The sequence below is a fragment of the Rhodococcus sp. GB-02 genome (genome assembly GCF_053470465.1).
Genome location: NZ_JBPUKE010000001.1, coordinates 571,689 through 591,745, shown reverse-complemented (window position 1 = coordinate 591,745; position 20,057 = coordinate 571,689). Strand labels below are relative to the sequence as shown.

15 protein-coding genes are annotated in these 20,057 nt (G+C 60.9%); 1 reads left to right on the top strand and 14 read right to left on the bottom strand.

Annotated elements, in window-relative coordinates:
• Positions 1-94 precede the first annotated feature (94 nt).
• From fabG to ACSW29_RS02770, 10 genes are all read right to left on the bottom strand, one after another.
• Complete coding sequence (gene fabG, locus ACSW29_RS02815) at positions 95-874, bottom strand: 3-oxoacyl-ACP reductase FabG (protein ID WP_347875744.1); 780 nt, start codon at positions 872-874, stop codon at positions 95-97.
• A 38-nt stretch (positions 875-912) separates the two neighbouring features.
• Positions 913-1,929, bottom strand: a complete 1,017-nt coding sequence (locus ACSW29_RS02810) for a phosphotransferase enzyme family protein (protein ID WP_347875743.1) — start codon at positions 1,927-1,929, stop codon at positions 913-915.
• A 32-nt stretch (positions 1,930-1,961) separates the two neighbouring features.
• Positions 1,962-2,570, bottom strand: a complete 609-nt coding sequence (locus tag ACSW29_RS02805) for a microcompartment protein (protein WP_050794046.1) — start codon at positions 2,568-2,570, stop codon at positions 1,962-1,964.
• Positions 2,571-2,687: 117 nt separating this feature from the next.
• Positions 2,688-2,969: a BMC domain-containing protein gene (locus ACSW29_RS02800; protein ID WP_003943829.1), complete on the bottom strand. Its 282-nt coding sequence runs from the start codon at positions 2,967-2,969 to the stop codon at positions 2,688-2,690.
• Positions 2,970-3,031: 62 nt separating this feature from the next.
• Positions 3,032-3,307: a EutN/CcmL family microcompartment protein gene (locus tag ACSW29_RS02795; RefSeq protein WP_448276380.1), complete on the bottom strand. Its 276-nt coding sequence runs from the start codon at positions 3,305-3,307 to the stop codon at positions 3,032-3,034.
• A complete protein-coding gene (locus ACSW29_RS02790; RefSeq protein WP_448276379.1) occupies positions 3,307-3,645 on the bottom strand; it encodes a hypothetical protein in 339 nt (112 codons plus the stop codon). Before ACSW29_RS02790 ends, ACSW29_RS02795 begins: the two co-directional genes overlap by 1 nt.
• 149 nt (positions 3,646-3,794) lie before the next feature.
• Positions 3,795-4,397 (bottom strand): BMC domain-containing protein, encoded by a 603-nt coding sequence (locus tag ACSW29_RS02785; protein WP_003943811.1) that lies wholly within the window; start codon positions 4,395-4,397, stop codon positions 3,795-3,797.
• A 3-nt stretch (positions 4,398-4,400) separates the two neighbouring features.
• Positions 4,401-5,963, bottom strand: coding sequence for an aldehyde dehydrogenase family protein (locus ACSW29_RS02780; protein WP_448276377.1), 1,563 nt, complete (start codon positions 5,961-5,963; stop codon positions 4,401-4,403).
• Entirely contained in the window at positions 5,963-7,249 is a 1,287-nt protein-coding gene (locus ACSW29_RS02775; protein ID WP_003943881.1) for a class-III pyridoxal-phosphate-dependent aminotransferase, read from the bottom strand. The genes ACSW29_RS02780 and ACSW29_RS02775 overlap by 1 nt, the downstream gene beginning before the upstream one ends.
• A gap of 228 nt (positions 7,250-7,477) precedes the next feature.
• Positions 7,478-9,052, bottom strand: a complete 1,575-nt coding sequence (locus ACSW29_RS02770) for an APC family permease (protein WP_448276375.1) — start codon at positions 9,050-9,052, stop codon at positions 7,478-7,480.
• A 396-nt stretch (positions 9,053-9,448) separates the two neighbouring features.
• Here ACSW29_RS02770 and ACSW29_RS02765 point away from each other — a divergent pair, with 396 nt between their 5' ends.
• Positions 9,449-10,237 carry a GntR family transcriptional regulator gene (locus tag ACSW29_RS02765; RefSeq protein ID WP_448276374.1) on the top strand — a complete coding sequence of 263 codons (789 nt, stop codon included), beginning with the start codon at positions 9,449-9,451 and terminating at the stop codon, positions 10,235-10,237.
• A 42-nt stretch (positions 10,238-10,279) separates the two neighbouring features.
• Here the strand turns inward: ACSW29_RS02765 and ACSW29_RS02760 are convergent, their stop codons facing one another.
• From ACSW29_RS02760 to ACSW29_RS02745, 4 genes are all read right to left on the bottom strand, one after another.
• Positions 10,280-11,821, bottom strand: a complete 1,542-nt coding sequence (locus ACSW29_RS02760) for an acyl-CoA carboxylase subunit beta (RefSeq protein ID WP_317826658.1) — start codon at positions 11,819-11,821, stop codon at positions 10,280-10,282.
• On the bottom strand, positions 11,818-16,767 hold the full coding sequence (gene pks13, locus ACSW29_RS02755; RefSeq protein WP_448276373.1) for a polyketide synthase Pks13: 4,950 nt from the start codon (positions 16,765-16,767) through the stop codon (positions 11,818-11,820). The genes ACSW29_RS02760 and pks13 overlap by 4 nt, the downstream gene beginning before the upstream one ends.
• A gap of 37 nt (positions 16,768-16,804) precedes the next feature.
• Positions 16,805-18,694 carry a long-chain-fatty-acid--AMP ligase FadD32 gene (gene fadD32 / locus ACSW29_RS02750; RefSeq protein ID WP_317826660.1) on the bottom strand — a complete coding sequence of 630 codons (1,890 nt, stop codon included), beginning with the start codon at positions 18,692-18,694 and terminating at the stop codon, positions 16,805-16,807.
• 182 nt (positions 18,695-18,876) lie between these two features.
• Positions 18,877-19,872, bottom strand: coding sequence for an LLM class F420-dependent oxidoreductase (locus tag ACSW29_RS02745; RefSeq protein WP_347875736.1), 996 nt, complete (start codon positions 19,870-19,872; stop codon positions 18,877-18,879).
• Between the last annotated feature and the right edge of the window lie 185 nt (positions 19,873-20,057).

The window sequence follows — 20,057 nt, the reverse complement described above, 5'->3', positions numbered from 1 at the left end:
TCCTGAACATGGCGGGTATTCGGTCTGACCAAATAATAGCCGTGCGCGCCGACGACGGATTCACCGGGGACAGGTGAATCCGTCGTCGCTTGTCTTACATTTCGCCGAGCGCCATCGCCGACTCCGGAAGGACCTGTCCCCCATCCACGATCAACGACTGACCGGTGATGTACGCGGCTTCGTCCAGGGCAAAGAACAGTGCGGCATTGGCGATATCCTCGACGCTGCCCAGACTGCCGGCCGGGACACTGGACGCCATTTCGTCCAGATACTGCTGTCCCAAACCGTCGAGTCCCTCGGTGATCACATTGCCGGGTAAGACGGCGTTGATCGTGATCTTCTTCGGGGCCAGCTCAATGGCAGCGGTTCGGATGAAGCCCATCTGCGCGGCCTTGCTTGCCCCGTAGTGCGACCATCCCGGATAACCGGTCACGGGTCCGGTGATCGAAGATGTCACGACGACCCTTCCATGCCCGGAAGTTTCGAGCCACGGCATGCACGCTTGCACGGCGTGGATGGTGCCCTTGACGTTGACACCGAATACGCTGTCCATGTCCTCCGAGGTCATCTCCCCCAGCCGCTTCGACGGGAAAATCCCAGCGTTCGCGCACAACACGTCGATTCCCCCGTGTCGCTCAGCCGCAACTTCTGCCATACCGGCCAAGGAGTCAGGATTCGTGACGTCGACTTGAAGTGTGGAGACGGTGCCAGGAAGATCGTTCAAACCCTCCGCCGCACGTTCGAGAGTCGGAGCGTCTCGCGCGGTCATGAGCACATTGGCCCCTGCGCGCGCGAACACCCGGACCATTCCCAAGCCGATGCCCTTGCTACCGCCGGTGACGACGACCGAACGACCTTCAATGGAGTTGAACATTTGGACCTCATCAGAGTTGATTGATCGGGACTAGTCGGTCAGCAAACAGAACCGGTTCGTTCGAGTGAGGAACCGGCGGAATCGAGGTATCTGGTCGCCAGATCGCACGTTCCCGCTGCATAACTCGAACTCTTGGTGCGCGACTCTTGGGAATGCGAGTGGGAACCCATCCAGGCCACCAGGAGCATCCTGCGCAACATGACGAATGTAGCGAGCATGTCTTCGTCCTCGTCGGACAATTCCGCGACGGTTCGGTACCCGGACAACCACGCTTCCTGCCAACGCGGCAATGCCGGGTCGTGCTCGATGAAAGACACGGCGGTACCGAAGTCGTACAGGAACCAGCCGAAACCACAATCGTCGAAATCGATCACGTTGACCTGATCTGCATCAACGAGAAGATTCGCCAGTCGGAGGTCTGCGTGCACCAGACCGAATCGGTCCGGGCCCTGCCCGTATCGTTCCAACCTCCGGTGAATCAATTCCACGGCAGGCTCCAACGTCGCAATCTCGTTGGTCCCGATGCCGACGGCATCTTGCCAGCGCCCCCACCGCGGTGCCTCGCCGAGTGTATTGGTCCAATCCCAGGAGAAGCGAGCGAAACCCGCCGGCTTGCGCCAACGCTTCGAATGAGAATGAAGTCTCGCTGTCACCGCTCCGAGAGTATGAAAGTCGTTCGCACAAATTCCCGCTTCATCCGGCTCCAAGCCACCCATCGTCTCGAAAAGGACGGCATGCCGCGTTCGTCCGGAAACTTCCGTCGTCACGATTCGACGCCCGTCCGATGTTCGAATCACTTTGGAGGCATCAACGATGTTCTCCTCGTGGAGGGCATCGAGCCAATCCAGTTCTGACTCGATCGCCTGCGCATCGTGGTAACCCTCCCGATGCACGCGGAGGATTCCACCCGAGTCTGTCCCCGGGTCTTCGACCAGGTAGGTCGCATTTTCCGACAAATTGATCATGCGCCACTGCGCATCTCGCGAGAACGTGTACTCTTTGATCGCACGATCTGCGACCAGATCTTCGGCCGATCCCGCACCTTCGACAAACATCAGGTGGTCCTCCTCTCCTCTCAGAAACTGACTCAGCCGTGTTCGCGGCCTTCGATACCTGCCAAGACGTCCGTGATCCTGTCTCGGGCCGACGTCACCTCTTCGGTCGATCCTGCGATATACAGCCGTCCGGCTGCACCGATCATCTGCACGTCTACGAGAGTGATTCCCGGAGCTGCGCGTTCGGCCTCGTTGGCAGCCACCGTCGCGAACAGCGCCGGGGTCATTTCGTACACGAGCAGTGACTGCCCAGGCATCACCATCGATGCCTGTCTGTTCCGATTGATGATCACCGCATGCTGATCCGTGATGTCCTCGATCACGTCGTGGTAGAGCACCTTCGGTCGCAACTGATCAGCTGCCTCGCTACCAGTGCCGTCCAAGATCGCCTGACCCGCACGTTCCACATCGGCGAGGTTGTTCGCATGAATCTCGAGAACTCCGAATTGCCTTTCCACGTAAAGTATCCCGGGCTCGACGGAAGGAACCGCCCTCAGCGCGAGGTCCATCACGCGTTCGATCGCCAGAGCTGGTGACACCTCGACGATGAGTGCGTAATCGTGCTCATACGGCGGGTACCCACGCGCGCGAGTGGGTGTACCCATGTACGCCGCAAACTGACGTTGCAGGTCATGCACCATCAGGTAGACGCGGATATCCGTTGTTGATTGCACTTGTGCGGACACCGAGGTGCCTCCTCCTCAGACTTTGATCCTGCCAGGACGTTGATCCTGCTGGGCCTAACGGATGCGACCGAGCTACTTGGAGACCACCGAGAAGTGCGCACCTAGTTCGGCATGCGGACGCGGAATCACATGGACGCTCACCAATTCGCCTATCTGAGAGGCTGTTTCAGCGCCGGCCTCCGTGGCGGCCTTCACCGCCCCTACTTCACCGGTGACGATGACCGCTACCAATCCGTCGCCGACCTCTTGCCGATCCGTGATGGTGACGTTTGCTGCCTTGACCATTGCATCGGCGGCCGCCAACGCTGCAACGAATCCCTTGGTCTCGATCATTCCGATTGCTGTGCTGGACATTTGTCGACTCCTTTGTTGACGGTTCTGTCGCGAGGTACGCAGACAGGAGGATCACGATCCGGTCAGTGACCGGAGTTCGGGGGAACTTCGGGTGTGGCGTCTCGATCGATCGATCCGATGACGAGAGCGTCCACAGGTGGTGGTGTGCCGGGGAACCAGTTGGATGCGACGGAGCCCTGCGCAACGAGGACGTGCTCGCCGACACCTGAACCCAGTACATCGAACGCGATGAATCGGTCGCCCGACTCCAGAGCCTCGACGCGCAGAAGCGCGCCGTTCGGCAGTCCGTCGATGCGTCGCGACGACCAGATGTTTCCCGTGACAACTGCGGCAATCATCAGCGCTCCTTTTCGAATGAGACCCCGAGTGCGCGTGCCTTCTCGCGAGCCAGCGGGGTTATCACTGCTTTGCGCCCGAGAACAAGGCGCGCACCGGATTCTGCAAAGCGAGCTATGTGCCGCTCGGTCACCACACCCTCGTCGATACGGTGAACTGCCGATGTTGGTCCCGCTGCCTTCGAGCCGGGGGCGAGTGTGAATTTCAATCGGCCGGCCCGCAGGTCTTGCCGCGATTTCGGATTCTCGAACAATTCCAGCAGCTTGAACACGAAGGTCTGCAGTTCGGCGCTGGTGCTCAGCCGCACTGCTTCAGTCTTGTTTCGATGAGAGGCAGCCATCGGACCAGTCGGCGCCGGAGCAAGCTGAGGTGAGGCGGGCTTGCTCGGGGCGGGTTTACTCGGAGTGAGCTTATTCGGGATCTCAGGTGCGACTTCCCGGACGATCTCTCGAATCATAGTCCGAAGCTCTTCGGGCGGAGGCAATTTCATCAGAATTCACCTCCCAGAGCACTCTGAGCTGCCTCGGCGGCCTGCCGCACATCTGCTTCACTACCCGATAGATACACTCGACCAGTTGCACCCATCATGCGAAAGTCGACCACCTTGACGTCGGCTGCCTTCTCTGCCTCGTTCGTGGCCAGGATCGCGTATGAGGCAGGCTGAACTTCCAGAACGAACAGCGAATCTCCAGCCAGCACCATCGATCCGATCTTGTTGCGATTGATCAGGAACGCATGCTGCGGTTCGATACTGGAAATGATCTTCGAAGCGAGAATTGTCGGCGAGATCGCAGAAGATCTGGTCGCCTCGAGTGCGTCCAGCGCCGCGTCTGCGGCAGACGTCACCGCCCCTGTTTCACCGTGAAATTCCAAGTACCCGAATTGCCTTTCGACAACCAAGACGCCAGCCTGCACATCAGCGTGTTTGAGGGCAACGTCGGTAATGCCTTCGATATCGAGTCCTGGCGCAACCTCGATAATCTGAGCGGCAGAATCGGCCCGCGGAAGCGTTCCACGAATGAAGGTACCCAGATAGGACATCGTCTGTGGTTGCAGCCTGTCAATGAAAATGAACGATCGAAGTTCAGCCATGGGTCACCTCTTGTTCAGTTGGGAGAGTTCTTCGACGACTATCCGACGGAGCTCTGCACGGAGTCGATCCGCATCTCTCGACGAACCTCGAACAGGCGAGTCAGCGCGGATTGTCTGCGGAACCGATTTCGGCACAGCCACTCCCGACCCGGGGGCAGCATTCGAAGCGATGGGGTAAACCGGCACGGCGCCGGCCGGCACCTGCCAGATTTCGACACCCGAAAGATTCGCCATGCGGACACTTTCGTCCGAGTTGTAGGCGACGCGAGCCCAGTTCAGTAGATGCTTCGGCTCGAGATTGTCACCGATCGAACTGCGCCCGGCGAATCCGGTACCGATCGTCATCGATGGAGCCAGATTCGTGTCGAGTCCCGCGCTACCCGTACTGTTCCCGACGTTCACCGAAATACGCAGCACCGGCACCAGCGCCGCATAGTTCATGATCGTGTGCGAATTCTCGCTGTGAATTGCCGCAGAATGACCGGCGCCGGCGATACGGACCACTGCCCGCGCAGCTCGTACACCTCGATCAGCGTCAGGGACCCGCACCATCCCGATCACCGGTGACAGTTTCTCGTGCGCCAGAACCTCTTCCGAGCGAACAACATCGAACGGAGCTACGAGCAGTCTGGTTTTCGCGGTCAGTCTCAGTCCGATCTTGTCCGCGATCCACACTGCATCCTTGCCGACGACGTCCGCGTTGAGGTGGCCGTCGGGAAACATGTACTCGCGCAGTCGATTCACATCGTCGACATCCAGGAAGTAAGCCCCCGCACGCTGCATCTCGCGCGCCAAACCATCCGCAACTGAATCCTCGGCGATGAGTACGGATTCGTTGGTGCACAGAAGAGAATTGTCGAAAGCCTTGCTGTCGACGATTCGTTGTGCGGCCAAACGCACATCCGCGGTGGCGTCCACGAACACAGGGACATTGCCCGGACCCACCCCTAGAGCCGGATTGCCCGACGAGTAAGCCGCGCGGACAACGCTGGACCCACCCGTTGCCACGATGACGTCGGTTCGATCGTCCGACATCAGCGCTTCCATCAACGGAATCGTCGGCTCGTCGACCACCTGAATGATGCCGTCCGGTGCGCCCGCTGCCACCGCTGCAGCACTGAGCATGTGCGCCGCATCCGCACACGACAGCTTTGCCCTCGGATGTGGTGCAACCACGATGGCATTTCGGGTCAACATCGCGATCAGCACTTTGAAGTACACCGACGAAACAGGATTGGTAGTAGGAGTGAGAGCAAGCACGACACCGGCAGGGCGCGGAATCTCGACTATCTTGTCGAGCTCGCCCACCCTGGGGCTGACAAAATCTTGCCCACGGTAGAACTCGAGGATTCCGCGTGAGCAGGCCTGATTCTTCCGAACCTTGTCTGCAACCACGCCCATCCCCGTCTCGCGAACCGCCCATTCGGCATAGTGCCCAGACGCTTCGTATGCCGCGTCGGCTACCGCCTGCGCAATACGACCCACCGAGTCGGCGTCGTAGGTGGCAAATGACTCGGCGGCCCAAACGGCGCGTTCGAGCATATGTCCGGCAAAAGCCGTACTCATCAGATTGCCCTCCGGTCAGAGTTGTGAACGTCGTCGCGTGCTCGTCCGACAGCAACTTCAACGCGATCGAGGACGTCTTCGCATAGCTCACGCGACATCAGAATGCCTGGTTTGAACTGCAGCACACGCGGATCCAAGGTCGAAAAGATTGCCCATACTCCCAGTTCGTACAACTGGCGCATCACGAACTTCGCCCCTTCGGGGTGATCGAATCGCAAACCGAGGATCACTCCGTTCTGACGAATCTCGGCGAACCACCCGGGGTATTGATCTTGAATTCTGCGAAGCCCGGCACCCATGAGTTCGGATATGTAATGCACCATCGATCTCACCTGTGGGCGGGTGGTGATCTCGAGTGTCTTAAGCGCTGCGACACAACCGAGTTCGGCGCCACCGAACGTCGAGATATGGCCGAAGCCATCCTGCTCGAGCCACTGCCCCGCCCGATCACTGAGCAGCACAGCCGCGATCGGGTAGATACCGCCTGAAATTCCCTTACCGGTCACCATGATGTCGGGATCGATCCCGTGCTTGGTGATACCCCACAGTTCACCGGTACGCATCAGTCCTGTCTGCACCTCGTCTGCGATGTACAGAGCGTCGTACGCTTCTGTCATCGCTTTGACCGCTTCGAGGTAGCCCGGCTCCGGTAGTGGAAATCCGTACGTCGCCGGAATCGTTTCCATGATCACCGCCGCAACGTCACGGCCAGACAAGGCCTTGTCCATTGCATCCAGATCACCGAACGGCACTTGAATGAACTCGTCCGGTCGATCCGCGAGGAAGAGCTTCGCGAACCGATCGTCACCGGTGCCTACCGCAAGTCCGGTATGACCGTGATAAGCCTTCACGATCGATACGATCTTTCGCTTCTGCGTTGCATGCCGAGCACTTTTGAGCGCGATATCGATCGCCTCTCCACCTCCGGACGCGAACGCAACCTTCGTCAGACCTGCAGGAGCCGTCTGGACCAATGCTTCAGCGAGTGCGGTGCGCGCGACCGAGGGAAAGTGGTGGTTTCCGATGTCGAACAGCTCGAGTCCCTCGGCAACTGCCGCCACTACCTCCGGATTTCGATGCCCGAGGTTGTAGGTTCCGCCATTCAAATGAAGGTCGATGAGGCGGCGGCCCTCCATATCCCACAGCACGTAACCCTCGCGTCGGCCGATGACCAGATCGATGCCACTGTCGGTCCAGAACTGAGTCTTGTCGGGGTTCCAGTACCGTTTGGCCTTCTCCAGCACTTCGCTCTTGGAATCGAAGCTGAATGAGCCGTAGTCGTACATATCCCACCTGTCCTGACTCGGGCCCGATTCGTTCGGGCTTTCGACTCTCTGTGTACATGTAAATCATTAATGGTCGGACCAATAAAGTCAATGGCATGGGCAAGAAAAAGTTGAATCCTCTGATCGCACGACTCAATAAAGCTGCACAACATAACAATTCGAACGTCAGCTGGCTTTCCCGCAACAAAACATGCCCGCCGTGCCATATTTGGTCATACCAAATGAAGATCAGTTGATCGAAGGTTCCGCTTCCGGTTCCGATTCGGGTGCGTCGTCCAAGACGATGCGCCCGATTCGGGCGTATCGCTCAGGAGCTCGGTACTTGTACCAAACTGCGACGAGCATTCCGAAAAGAAACAGTCCGCCCACGATGTACGGACTCAAGCGGAAAAGCAGGGTATCCGCAGCAGCACCCGCCGCGAAACTGCGGTTCTCCCACAAGAGGTACACCACGTACAGCATTCCCAACCCTCCGAGGAGGGGAGCCAGAAGAGTTCGAAACCAGTTGGCCGTTTCCGGATGGTTCCTGGAAACATGGAAATAGCCGATGACTGCAAAAGCGCAGAGCGACTGAACAATCAGGATTGCCATCGTACCGAGAATCGCCAACAACCCGAATAGGTGGATGTACGGATCCATCCCGGCAACCGCGAAGGCGATCACAATCGCAGTGGCCATGACGGTCTGGACGAATGACGCGATGTGTGGCGACCCGTGCACGGGGTGGGTTCGACCGACGGAGCCTTCGGAACCGGGAATCAGCCCTTCACGCCCCAGCGCATAGATGTATCGAGATGCGCACTGATGGAAGGCCATTCCGCATGCAAATGACCCTGAAATGAGTAGTACCTCGAAGACAGTTACGGCCCAACCACCGACGAAATCACGTGTCGGACCGAAGAATATTTCACTGGAAGTCGAGGAATCCTGCGCCAACTCGATGGCCCGGGCAGGACCGGTACCGGCGATGGCCATCCAGGAAACGAATACGTAGAACAGTCCAATTCCCAGAACCGACAGGAGAATTGCACGCGGAATGATTCGTTTGGGGTCGCGCGACTCCTCGCCGTACATTGCCGTCGACTCGAAGCCTACCCACGACCAGAAGGCGAAGAACAGTCCGATACCTGCCACTGCACCGCCGACGCCTGCCGCAGGCTCGAACGCATTCACCGGGTTGATCGAAGACACCGCGAACCCGTCCGGACCACCGCCGTGAACGAGCACTGCAACGGCCATCAGTCCCAACATCAAGATTTCCGTTACCAGAAAGGCTCCCAAAACCTTTGCAGCCAAATTGATATCGAAGTAAGAGAGGATCGCGTTGGCCGCGAGCATCACCAAAGCGAACACGATCCACGGAACGGAGATGCCGGTATACTTCTCCACCGTGCTGTGCGAGAAGAAGCTGAAGATGCCGACGAGAGATGCCTCGAACACCACGTAGGCCATCGTGATGATCGTCCCCGAGGCCATCCCGAGTACCCGTCCCAGCCCATGACTGATGAATCCGTAAAACGCCCCGGTCGCGGTGATATGGCGTGCCATCGCTGCATATCCGACTCCGAAGAGGCCAAGCACGATGGTCGCGACCAGATACCCCGCCGGAGCGCCACTGCCGTTGCCGAAGCCGATAGCAATCGGAACATTCCCGACCATGGCAGTAATCGGCGCAGCGGTCGCCACAGCCATGAAAACCACACCTGCGAGGCCGACTGAATTCTTCTTCAGACGTTGGACTGGCTGACCAGACTTGTTCTCACCGGCGGCGGCCGCACCGTCGGCCTCGGATACATCGGTCACGACGAAGGTCCTCTCAGTATTTGCCGAACAGATTCGACGACTCGAACTGCGACCTGTCGCCGCAGCGCACCTTGCGATCGACTGAGTGTGACACACGTAACATACCAAAACAAGACCTGTTTAGACCTTTTACATGGCTATGTACTGCGGTTATATCAATTGGATCGAAATTTGGTATGTCCGATGGTTGAGAATATTCAGCGTTTGGTCCACCTCTCTCAGCACTCACCCAGAAGGGTCAACCATTCGACCCCGCCAAGACGCTAGAAGCTCCGATCAACCGCCCACCATGCGATAAGCTGCCGAAACAGACCGCAGCGGCTCCAGCAGTGTGCGGGATTGGCGAATGGGTGTTGGACGTGCCGCACTCCGGCGCCGGGGCGGGAGGCGATTCCGATGACGACTGGCATGGGTGGGCCGGTAGCCGAGCAGGTTCGCCGAAAGATTCTGAGCGACATCAGTTCCGGGATTCTCAAACCTGGGGATCGTCTCCCGAGCGAGCGAGAACTGGCCGAGCACTTCCAAGTGAGCCGATCCACATTGCGGGGCGTTCTGACAGGTCTGTGCCAGGCAGGAATCACGCATCGCCTACCAGGCCGGGCTGGAGGCACGTTCATCGCGCAGCGGAAGTTCGAGCGCGACCTTGATCGAGTTGACGGGTTGCCGTCCTATCTCGCGAGGCAGGGGATGACATCCGGGTCACAGGTGCTGTCGGCCGTCTTGCAAAACCCTGAACAGTCGGTTCGAATCCGACTCGGCCTCGACGACGAAGCCTCGCTGGCGTTCAGCATCATCCGATTGCGTTTCGCCGACGGAACTCCATTGTCCATAGAGCAGGCATGGCTCCCTGCTCAACGCTTCCCCGGGCTACTGGAGCGGCCATTGGGTGGCTCCGTCTACGAACTTCTACGAAGTGAGTACCAAGTCGAGGTCGTGAGCAGCGAGGAAAGACTCGAAGTAGCCTCGGCGACACCGGAAGAGGCTCGATTGCTTTCCGTCCACACCGACGCGCCACTCATTTCAATTCAGCGAACTGCGCGGGACGCGGCCGGCACAATCATCGAATGCTCGAATGACCTGTTCCGAGCCGACCGCACCCAGATCCTCGTTCGCTCGGCCGGTCACGGGATACGTGCCGAATCGGACAATTCTGATTCGGGGCTAGAACTCAACCTCATCTATTGAGCCAACCCCAGACCGAACCCTCCATTCAGTACCTCTCAGGTACTAGAGCGGCAGCAAGTTGTGCTTGCGCGGGTTCTTGTAGATCGTCTTGTCCTTGAGCAACTTCAGAGCCTTGCGGATTTCGAGACGCGTCTGCGAAGGCTCGATCACCGCGTCGATGTATCCGCGCTCAGCCGCGATGTACGGCGTTGCGACGAACTCGTTGTAGAAGTTGATCAGCTGGGCACGCACCGCGGGTGCGTTCTCGCCGGCCTCGGCGAGCTGACGCCGACCCATGATGTTGACGGCGCCCTCGGCACCCATCACGGCAATACGTGCCGTCGGCCACGCAAGGTTGATGTCGGCACCGAGCTGCTTGCAGCCCATGACGGCATAACCGCCGCCGTACGCCTTACGAACCACCACAGTCACCTTCGGCACAGTGGCCTCGATGTACGAGAACAGGAAACGCCCGCCGCGCTTGATGACGCCGACCTTTTCCTGATCGACGCCGGGAAGGAAACCGGGTGTGTCGACGACGAAGACGAGCGGGATGTTGAAAGCGTCGCACAGGCGCACGAAGTGGGCGGCCTTGTCGGAGCTGTCCGCGTCGAGGGCGCCACTGAGGTACGTGGGCTGGTTGGCCACTACACCGACGGGCAGGCCGTCGACGCGGGAGAATCCGGTGATCACATTGTGCGCGACCTGGGCTCCGATTTCGTGGAAAGTGCCGTCGTCGAAGATCCGCAGAATGATGTCGTGCATGTCGTAGCCGGCATTGTCGGCATCCGGCATGAAGGCGTTGAGTTCGAGATCCGACTCGGTGATCTCGGGTTCGAGACCCGGGTTGATCAGCGGAGCCTTCTCCTGGCACGAGGACGGCATGAAGCTCAGGTACTCACGCACCCAGTCGAAAGCCGCCTTCTCGTCGGGAGCGACGTGATGGATGTTTCCGTACTCCGCCTGCTTGCGTGCTCCGCCCAGATCCTCGAGGCTGACCTCTTCGCCGGTGACCGACTTGATGACGTCGGGCCCGGTGACGAACATGTACGACTCTTCGGTCGCGACCACGACGTCGGTGTTGATCGGTGCGTACACGGCACCGCCGGCGCACTTACCGAGGATGACCGAGATCTGCGGGCACAGGCCCGACAAGGGCTCCTGACGTGAACCCATGTTGGCGTACCAGGCCAGCGAGGAAACAGCGTCCTGGATGCGAGCTCCACCGGAATCGTTGATACCGACGACCGGGCAACCAACCTTCAGCGCGAAATCGTTGACAGCTGCGACCTTACGGCCGAACATCTCTCCGGCGGCACCGCCGAACACAGTCTGATCGTGCGCGAACACGGCAACCGGACGCCCGTCGACGGTTCCGTGACCGGTCATGACGCCGTCGCTGTACGGGTTGTCCTCGCCCGCCATCTTCACCAGGGCGCCGATCTCGATGAAGCTACCGGGATCGAGCAACATGTCGATGCGCTGGCGCGGCGTACTGTGCCCTGCTGCATCGCGCTTGGCAATGGCCCGAGCCGAGCCGGGTTCCTTTGCCTTCTCCAACTTTTCGCGGAGTTCAGCGAGCTTCTCCGCGGTGGTTGTCGTCACTTCTGAACTCCGGTTTCCGATACTTTGGTCTGGGCTGTCTCGATCTGGGCCAGCTTTGTGGTGAGGTCTGCCGCGACCTTCGCGATGTACGGCTCGTCGACGATCTGCAGGTGATCCCCGCCGATGTAGACGACCTCGAGGTTCTTCACGTAGTCACCCCAACCACCATCTGCCTTGCGGGTCTTGAATGCAGGCTCGAGCGTCATCAGCTCGTCGTGGTACTTGTCGGCCATATAGAGCACGACGTCGCCGTCGTAGCTGCTGAACTCGGCCGTCTGGATGGCACGGTCGTCCAACCAGGACGTCCGCTGATGTTCGATGATGCCGCCGGGAATCTTCACACCGCTCATCTTGATCAAATCCATCAAGATCTGGATTTGGTCCTCGTCCGACTCAGTGGCGGCCAGAACGTCAAGCGGCAGCGGAACATCCAGGTTGTAGGTTCGCTTGGCGAACTTGCCGTAGCGCTCCCAACGCTTGCGCCGTTCCGCCTCGGTATCCGGCACGACCTCGCCGGCCATCACGGTGTCGAGCAACCCGACCACACGAACGTCGGCGCCCTGCTCGCGCAGCAACTTCGCGACCGCATACGACATCACGCCGCCGAACGACCAGCCACACAGCACGTACGGCCCGTCGCCCTGGATCTCACGCAGCAACGGAACGTAAGCAGCAGCGCGGGTTTCGAGTGAGCCCTCGACCCGCTCGAACCCGTACATCGGTGTGCCGGCGGGCAGGCGCTTGAGCAAAGGCTCGTACGTCACCGTCGAACCACCGGCAGCGTGGAAGACGAATACCGGTACGGCAGTGGAGCCTTCGGGACGGGCACGCAGAGTACGAACGAGCCCGTCGATCTTGCCGTCGTCCTCGAGGTACTGGCGAACGACGTCCGCAAGCTCTTCGATGGTGGTGGAATCGAGAACGTCGTCGAGAGTGATCTCGCCGCGCGCACGCTCGGAAAGCCGAGCCGCCAGCTTCTCGGCGACCTCGTCACCGACGATCGGCAGATCGTTGAAGATACCCTTGGCGGACTTCCCGGTGACGACGGCCCACGTCGCGAACGTCAAGCGCTCGGCCGCATCTCGCGGCGGAACGTCGGAGCCGGCGTCGTCGGCAGTTCCGGCACGCGAAGGATCAGCGGGCGCGGCAGCAGCCACAACGGGAGCAGTGGCAGGTAGTTCCACCGCCACCTCGGCGGGAGCAACGTCCTCGTCGGCAGCATCGGCCGCCAACTTCTCCGCGGCCTGCTTGTCGGCCATCGCTTGAACCTCTTCGCGATTGTCGATCGCGTAACGCAGGTACTTGTTGACCTCGTTGAGGCTCGCGTCCTTGACTGCCTGGAGCTGGAGCTGCGGAATGTCGAACTCGTACTCGACGCGGTTCTTGATGCGCATCGCCATGAGCGAGTCGAGACCCAGTTCGATGAGCGGAACCTCGGCCGGAAGATCTTCCGGCGAGTACCCCATCGACTCGGCCACAACGATCTTGAGGCGGTCGTCGAGGCTCTGCGAACCGTTCGGATCCCACTTGTCTCCGGCGTCTTCGACGACCTCGGCCAGGGTCTCCATCGGCGCACTGGTCTTGACCGGCGCACTGACGACCAGCTCGGGCAGCGGCTCACCGGACGTGACGACGGAGTCGAAGAGCAGACGGAACGTAGCGCCTTCACGAGCGTGCACCTGCACCGACGCTCCACCTGGATGCGGGTTGAGAGTTGTCGTCAACGTCGCAGCACCGGCCAGCTCACCGTGCGGAACCGCAGCGGTGAGAGCGACATCCGAGAGCACCTGTCCGGCAGCAGCGCTCACGAGCACTGCCAGGTCGGTGACCGCGGATGCGTCGACCTCCCACACGTGGCGGCCGTCGGGCAGGGCAACGTGCGAACCGGGAACGCGAGCCGAACCACCGGCACTGACACGAATGTCGAGCCAGTACGGCTTACGCAGGAACGCAGTACGCGGAACCGAAGCGAAATCGCCTGCGGGAAGTAAGGACTCGAGGTTCACGGCATGACCGTGCACGTACAGCTGCGCGAGAGCGGCAATCACACCCGCGGACTCGTCTTCCTTACGCTTGAGCGTCTGGATGAGTTCCATGTCGTGCAGACCCGAATCGAAAGCGGTGGCCGCCACCGACATCAGCGTCACCGGGTTGGGTGCAAGCTCGACAAAAGTGGTGTGGCCGTGGGCAACTGCACCGCGCACCGCATTGGTGAAGTACACACTGTGGCGAAGACCCTTGACCCAGTACGCCTCTTGGTGGATCGGCTCGTGACCGGGACGGTAGAAGGTGTCCTTGTCGACGGACGAGTAGACGCCGAGCTTCAACGTGGTCGGCTCGATACCGGCCAACTCCGCGGCGAGCTCGCCGAGCAACGGATCTACCTGCGAAGTATGGCTGGCGCCCTTGGTCTGCAGGACACGCGCCATCTTGCCGTCGGCCTCGGCGGCAGCGACGATCGCCTCGATGTCCGGCTGCGGTCCACCGATCACCGTATGCGTCGGAGCTGCGTAAACGCAGACCTCGAGCTTGGGGTAGGTGGGCAGCAGCGCCTCGATCTCGGATGCGCTGTACTCGAGCAGTGCCATCAGACGGATGTCGTCACCGACAAGTGCGCCCTCGGCCTCACCCATCAGCCGTGAACGTGAACAGATCACGCGGACAGCGTCTTCCAGGTTCAGACCGCCGGAAACGTACGCGGCAGCGGCTTCACCCATCGAGTGCGGAACCACGGCTTCGGCCTCGGCCCCGTGGTGGCGCAGCAACGCAGCCAAACCGACCTGGATGGCGAAAATTCCCACCTGTGCGGTCTCGACGTTGTACTCGATCGAATCGTCGAGGAACATCTCGACCATCGAGTAGCCTGCCTCGTCCTGGATCAGCGCGTCGACCTCGTCGACGGCTGCCTTGAAGGCCGAGTTCTCCGTGTAAAGCTGCTTGGCCATCTTGCGGTGCTGCGAGCCGAAGCCCGAGAACACCCACACCGCGCCCTTGGGCGACGGTGAGTCGGCCGAGAAGACGCCCTGGGCCGGCTTGCCCGCGGCGACAGCGCGCAACGAGCTGATGGCCTCGGACCGCGTCTTCGCCACAACAGCGGCGCGCGAGCGTCCGTGGTTGCGACGCGCGAGTGTGCGGGCGACGTCGGCGAGGGGCGTCTTGCTTCCCTCTTCGGTCTCGAGCCAGTCGGCCAGATCGGCGGCTGCGCGGCGACGACGCGAAGGCAGCGCGCCGGAAACGGCCAGCACAACCGTGATCTCGTCCTCTGCTGCCGGTTCATCCACAACCGGGGCATCCACAACTGGTTCCTCGACTACAGCGTCGGCAGGCACGTATTCCTTGACCACGACGTGCGCGTTGGTTCCGCCGAAACCGAAACCGGAAACACCGGCGACGGCCTTGCCGGTGTAACGCGGCCAGTCGGTGGCCTCGGGCGTCACCTGCAGGTGCGCCTTCTCGAAGTCGATGTGCGGGTTGGGGCCCAGGTAGTTGATCGTCGCGGGAATCTTGTTTTCCTGCATCGCCAGAACGACCTTGATCAGGCCGGCGGCGCCAGCAGCTGCTTCCAGGTGCCCGAAGTTGGTCTTCGCGCTGCCGAGCAGTGCCGGCTTGTCGTCGTCACGGCCACGACCGACGACCCGGCTGAGCGCGTCGGCCTCGATGGGATCACCGAGATCGGTACCCGTCCCGTGTGCCTCGATGTAGTCCACGGTGGTCGGCACGATGCCGGCGTCGCGGTACGCGAAACGCAACACGTCGGCCTGGGCATCGGGGTTGGGTGCGAGTAGACCGTTGGAACGGCCGTCCTGATTGATCGCGGATCCGGCGATCACCGCGAGGATCGAATCGCCGTCACGCTCGGCGTCTTCGAGACGCTTGAGCACAACGAGTCCACCACCCTCACTGCGAACGATGCCCTGAGCCTGTGCGGAGAAGGCACGCAGTTTGCCGTCGGGAGCGAGCATCCCGATCTGATCGAAACCGAGGGTTCCGGGAGGGGCCAGCAGCATGTTGACGCCACCGGCCAGTGCGATGTTGGAATCACCGCTGCGCAGCGAGCGCACAGCCTCGTGAACGGCAACCAGCGAAGACGAGCACGCGGTGTCCAGAGCGATGGACGGTCCACGGAAGTCGAAGAAGTACGAGACCCGGTTCGCGACGATGGCCGTCGACGTTCCGGTCAGTGCGTACGGATGCGCCGTCGTCGGATCATTGACAGCGAGCAACTGGTAATCGTTGGCGGAACTGCCGATGAAAACACCGACCTGCTTGCCCTTGAGCCCACTTGCCGGAATGCGCGCGTGCTCGAGGGCTTCCCACGCGAGTTCGAGTGCGAGGCGCTGCTGCGGATCGACGTTGACGACCTCGAGCGGAGACATCGCGAAGAACTCGGCGTCGAAGCCCTTGACGTCGTCGAGGTACCCGCCCTTGGTGTTGGCGTTCTCGACCGCGGCCTTGATGGCGGGGTCGGACATGAACTCGGCCCAGCGGTCCTCGGGGAGGTCGCTGATGCCGTCGCGTCCGGCCGCCAGCATTTCCCACATGTCCGAAGGCGTGTGCCCGGCACCGGGGAATCGTGTGGACAGACCGACGATGGCGATGTCGTGAGCGTCCGTCGCGGCGCCTGAGACGTAGTACGACGCGTCGATGGTCTCCTCCGGCGCCTCGGGCTCACCTTCGATGATCCGAGTCGCCAGCGAAGCGATGGTGGGGTGTTGATAGGCAACCGTGGCGGTCAGCGTGACGCCGAGCAGATCCTCGATGTCGCCGCTCAGCGCAACTGCGTCGCGCGAGGCGAGTCCGAACTCGTCCATCGGGCGGTCGTCCGTGATCGTCGACACCGGCTGACCGGTCGCGTCGGCGATCCAGTTGCGAAGCCACTCACGCAACTGCGCGACGCTCATCTCGCTCACAACGTCTTTGCTCTGCGCACCATCTTGTTCAACCATCAACTCACCAAGCCACCGATCATGAAGGGACTGCTCCTCAAACGCTATCGGGGAATGCGGTCTGCTGATAGCCGCCTCGCAACGTTCCCTCGATATAGCTCGCTTTACACGCGCGGCGAGCGATCTTGCCGCTGGACGTACGCGGAATCGAACCGGCAGGAACGAGCAGGATGTCTCGGGCCGTAACGCCGTGACGGGAAGAAATCGCCGCACGCACGGTATCCGCGATCGGCTGCGGATCCGCCTTGCCTGCACCGGGAGCACGCTCGGCCACGATGACCAACTGCTCCGAGGAATCGTCGTCGTCGAACTTCAGACCCGAATGCGTGTTGGAGAACACGACAGAAGGCAACTGATTGGCCGGCACGGCAAACGCAGCGATGAATCCGGGACGCAGAGCGGGGCTGGCTTCCTGAGCCGAAGACTCGAGGTCCTGCGGGTAATGATTGCGGCCGTCGACGATCACGAGGTCCTTGACGCGCCCGGTGATGTAAAGCTCACCGTCGACGTAAACACCGAAGTCGCCGGTGCGCATCCAGTTGGCATCCGCCGGTGTGCCCTCGGTGTGGCTGTCTTCGCTCAACCGATTGTCCAGCTTGTTGTGGAAGGTCTCGGCCGTCTCGTCGGGGCGTCCCCAGTAGCCGATGCCGATGTTCTCGCCGTGCAACCAGATCTCGCCGACGTGATTGTCGGGGACCTCGGTCAGCGTCTCGGGATCGACGATCGCCGCCCACTGACTGCGCGAGACGTACCCACAGGAGACCTGTGCGATGGCGTTCTCGGAGTACTGATCGACGATGACCATGCGGCCCTTGTTGAGTTCCGTGCGGTCGACGTAGATGACCTTGGCCTCGTCGGAATGCTTGGTCGAGGAGACGAAGAGCGTCGCTTCGGCCATGCCGTACGACGGCTTGATCGCAGTCTTTGGCAGACCGTACTGAGCAAAAGCCTCGTTGAACTTGCGCATCGACGACGTCGTGACCGGCTCACTGCCGTTGATCAGTCCGATGACGTTGCTCAGGTCGAGGGTCTCGCCGTCCTTCGGCAAACCGCGCGCGGCAGCATGCTCGAACGCGAAGTTGGGAGCAGCAGCAAAGGTGCCGGCGCCGTCGGAAACCGCAGCCAGTTCCTTGATCCACCGGTACGGACGCTGTACGAACGCACGCGGGCTCATGATGGTGATGTACTTGCCGCCGAGGGCAGGCAGGATGACCGTCAGCAGGCCCATGTCGTGGAACAGCGGCAGCCACGTGACGCCGCGTGAGTCCTCGTTGAGCTCGATGGAGTCGACCATCTGGAGCGCGTTCGTTCCCACAGCGCGGTGGGTGATCTCCACACCGGCGGGAACTCGGGTCGAACCGGAGGTGTACTGCAGGTAAGCGATGTCGTCGAGCTCGATGTCGGGGCGAACCCACGTTTCACCGACAGTGTCGGGAATCGCGTCGACGGCAATGATGCGCGGACGCTCGGCAGCGGGAAGCGAGCGGAACAACTGACGAACGCCGGCTGCCGACGATGCGGCAGTCAGAATCGCGGTCGGCTTGCAGTCACCGAGAACAGCGTGGAGACGATCGGTGTGACCGGGCTCGTCCGGATCGAAGAGCGGCACCGCGATGGAACCGGCCTGAATGGCCGCGAAGAACGAGATGACGTAGTCGAGCCCCTGCGGAGCAAGAATCGCAACGCGGTCGCCACGCTTGGTGACCTGCTGCAGACGGGCTGCAACAGCCCGCAGACGCACGCCGAACTGCTCCCAGGTCAGCTCCAGGGCTTCACCGTCACGCTCGCGTGAGTAATCGATGTACCGATACGCGAGCTCGTCCGCGTTGACACGCGAGTGTTGCTCGACGTAGTCGACCAGCGTGAAGCCTGGTTGCAGGCGGATCTGGCCCTTCTCGTCGAGAAAGCCATCGAACAGCGCGTTCATTCCATCTCCTCCGAAGCGATCACACAAGCACTGTCTTTCATGCTTGCGCCCCAGACTTCCTTCGCTCTCTCGGGTCCATCTTCGATCAATCGAATCGCACTTTGTGCGCAACTCACCTGAATCACTTCATCGATCCCAAACCATCGATATGTTACAGATTCGCATCGTCCGTATTCTCCGGCCTACTCGCCCGCCAGTAACGGGATGATCGGGGCGAACGCTTCCATCTGCGTCGGGAAGACCCCGACGTACGACATCGACGTCTTCTCACGGACCAGTCGAATCTGGTCTGCGATTTCCTCGAAAGTGCCCACAGCCAGGTAGGGAGAGTTCAACAGCTCCTCCACGCTCAGCTTACGATCCACTTCGATGTTCGGCGGAAAACCTTGGTCCAGAGCGGCGATTGCCATCTCGGCAGCCTGCTCTCGATCGTCGGTGATCATGATCATGGTGATGGTCCAGTTGAGTTCGATCTCATCGAAACGCTCGCCGGCAGCTTCGCGGATCCGCTCGACACGTTCGATGGTCTTTTCCATCGTGATTCCGGAGAGCAGAAGTCGCCCGTCACGGTTGGTCGGTGTGGCGACCGAGATGATGTCCGCGTACTTCGCCGCGAGAGCGAGCATCTTCGGTCCGCCGCCGCCCACGATGATCGGCGGCCGCGGGCCCTGCCGTGGTCGTGGGCTGCCCTTGAGCCCGCGCACCTGATAGTGCTTGCCTTCGAAAGTGCATTCCTGTCCGCGCAGCAGAACGTCGAGAATCTGCAGGGACTCCTCGAGCTTCTCGATGCGAACGCCCGGGCTTTCGTAGGCGATGCCGCCCTTGTCGAACTCTTCCTTCATCCAGCCTGCGCCGATTCCGAGTTCGAGTCGACCGCCGGACAGTACGTCGATGGTCGCCGCGTCCTTCGCCAGCACAGCAGGATGTCGGAAGCCGTTGGCCAACACGGCGGTGCCGAGACGAATCTTGTCCGTGGCCACCGCGAGCGCTCCGAGAGCGGCGATCGGGCCGACCTGATTACCCAGGTGGTCCGGAATCATGAACGAGTCGTAACCGAGTTCCTCGGCCTTTTGCGCAAGCTTGACGAAGCGTCGCGCACCACCCTCTTCGGCGTTGCCCTCGCCACCGGCCGCAAACCGAAATTTGCGTCGGGCATCGCTGCCGTGGGTGGAACTCATATATCGATCTCCTGTGATGGACACGTACGTCGTACTCGGACTACAAACTCGGACAAACCGAACCTACTCGCCAGTCACTTACGTGACAGCACTGTAGAGGAAGCCCCCGGACCGTGCAGCACTCTACCGGGACCAAACGAGCAGATTACCCGCGAGCGAACTCCCGAGACGCCCGATTGTGACGA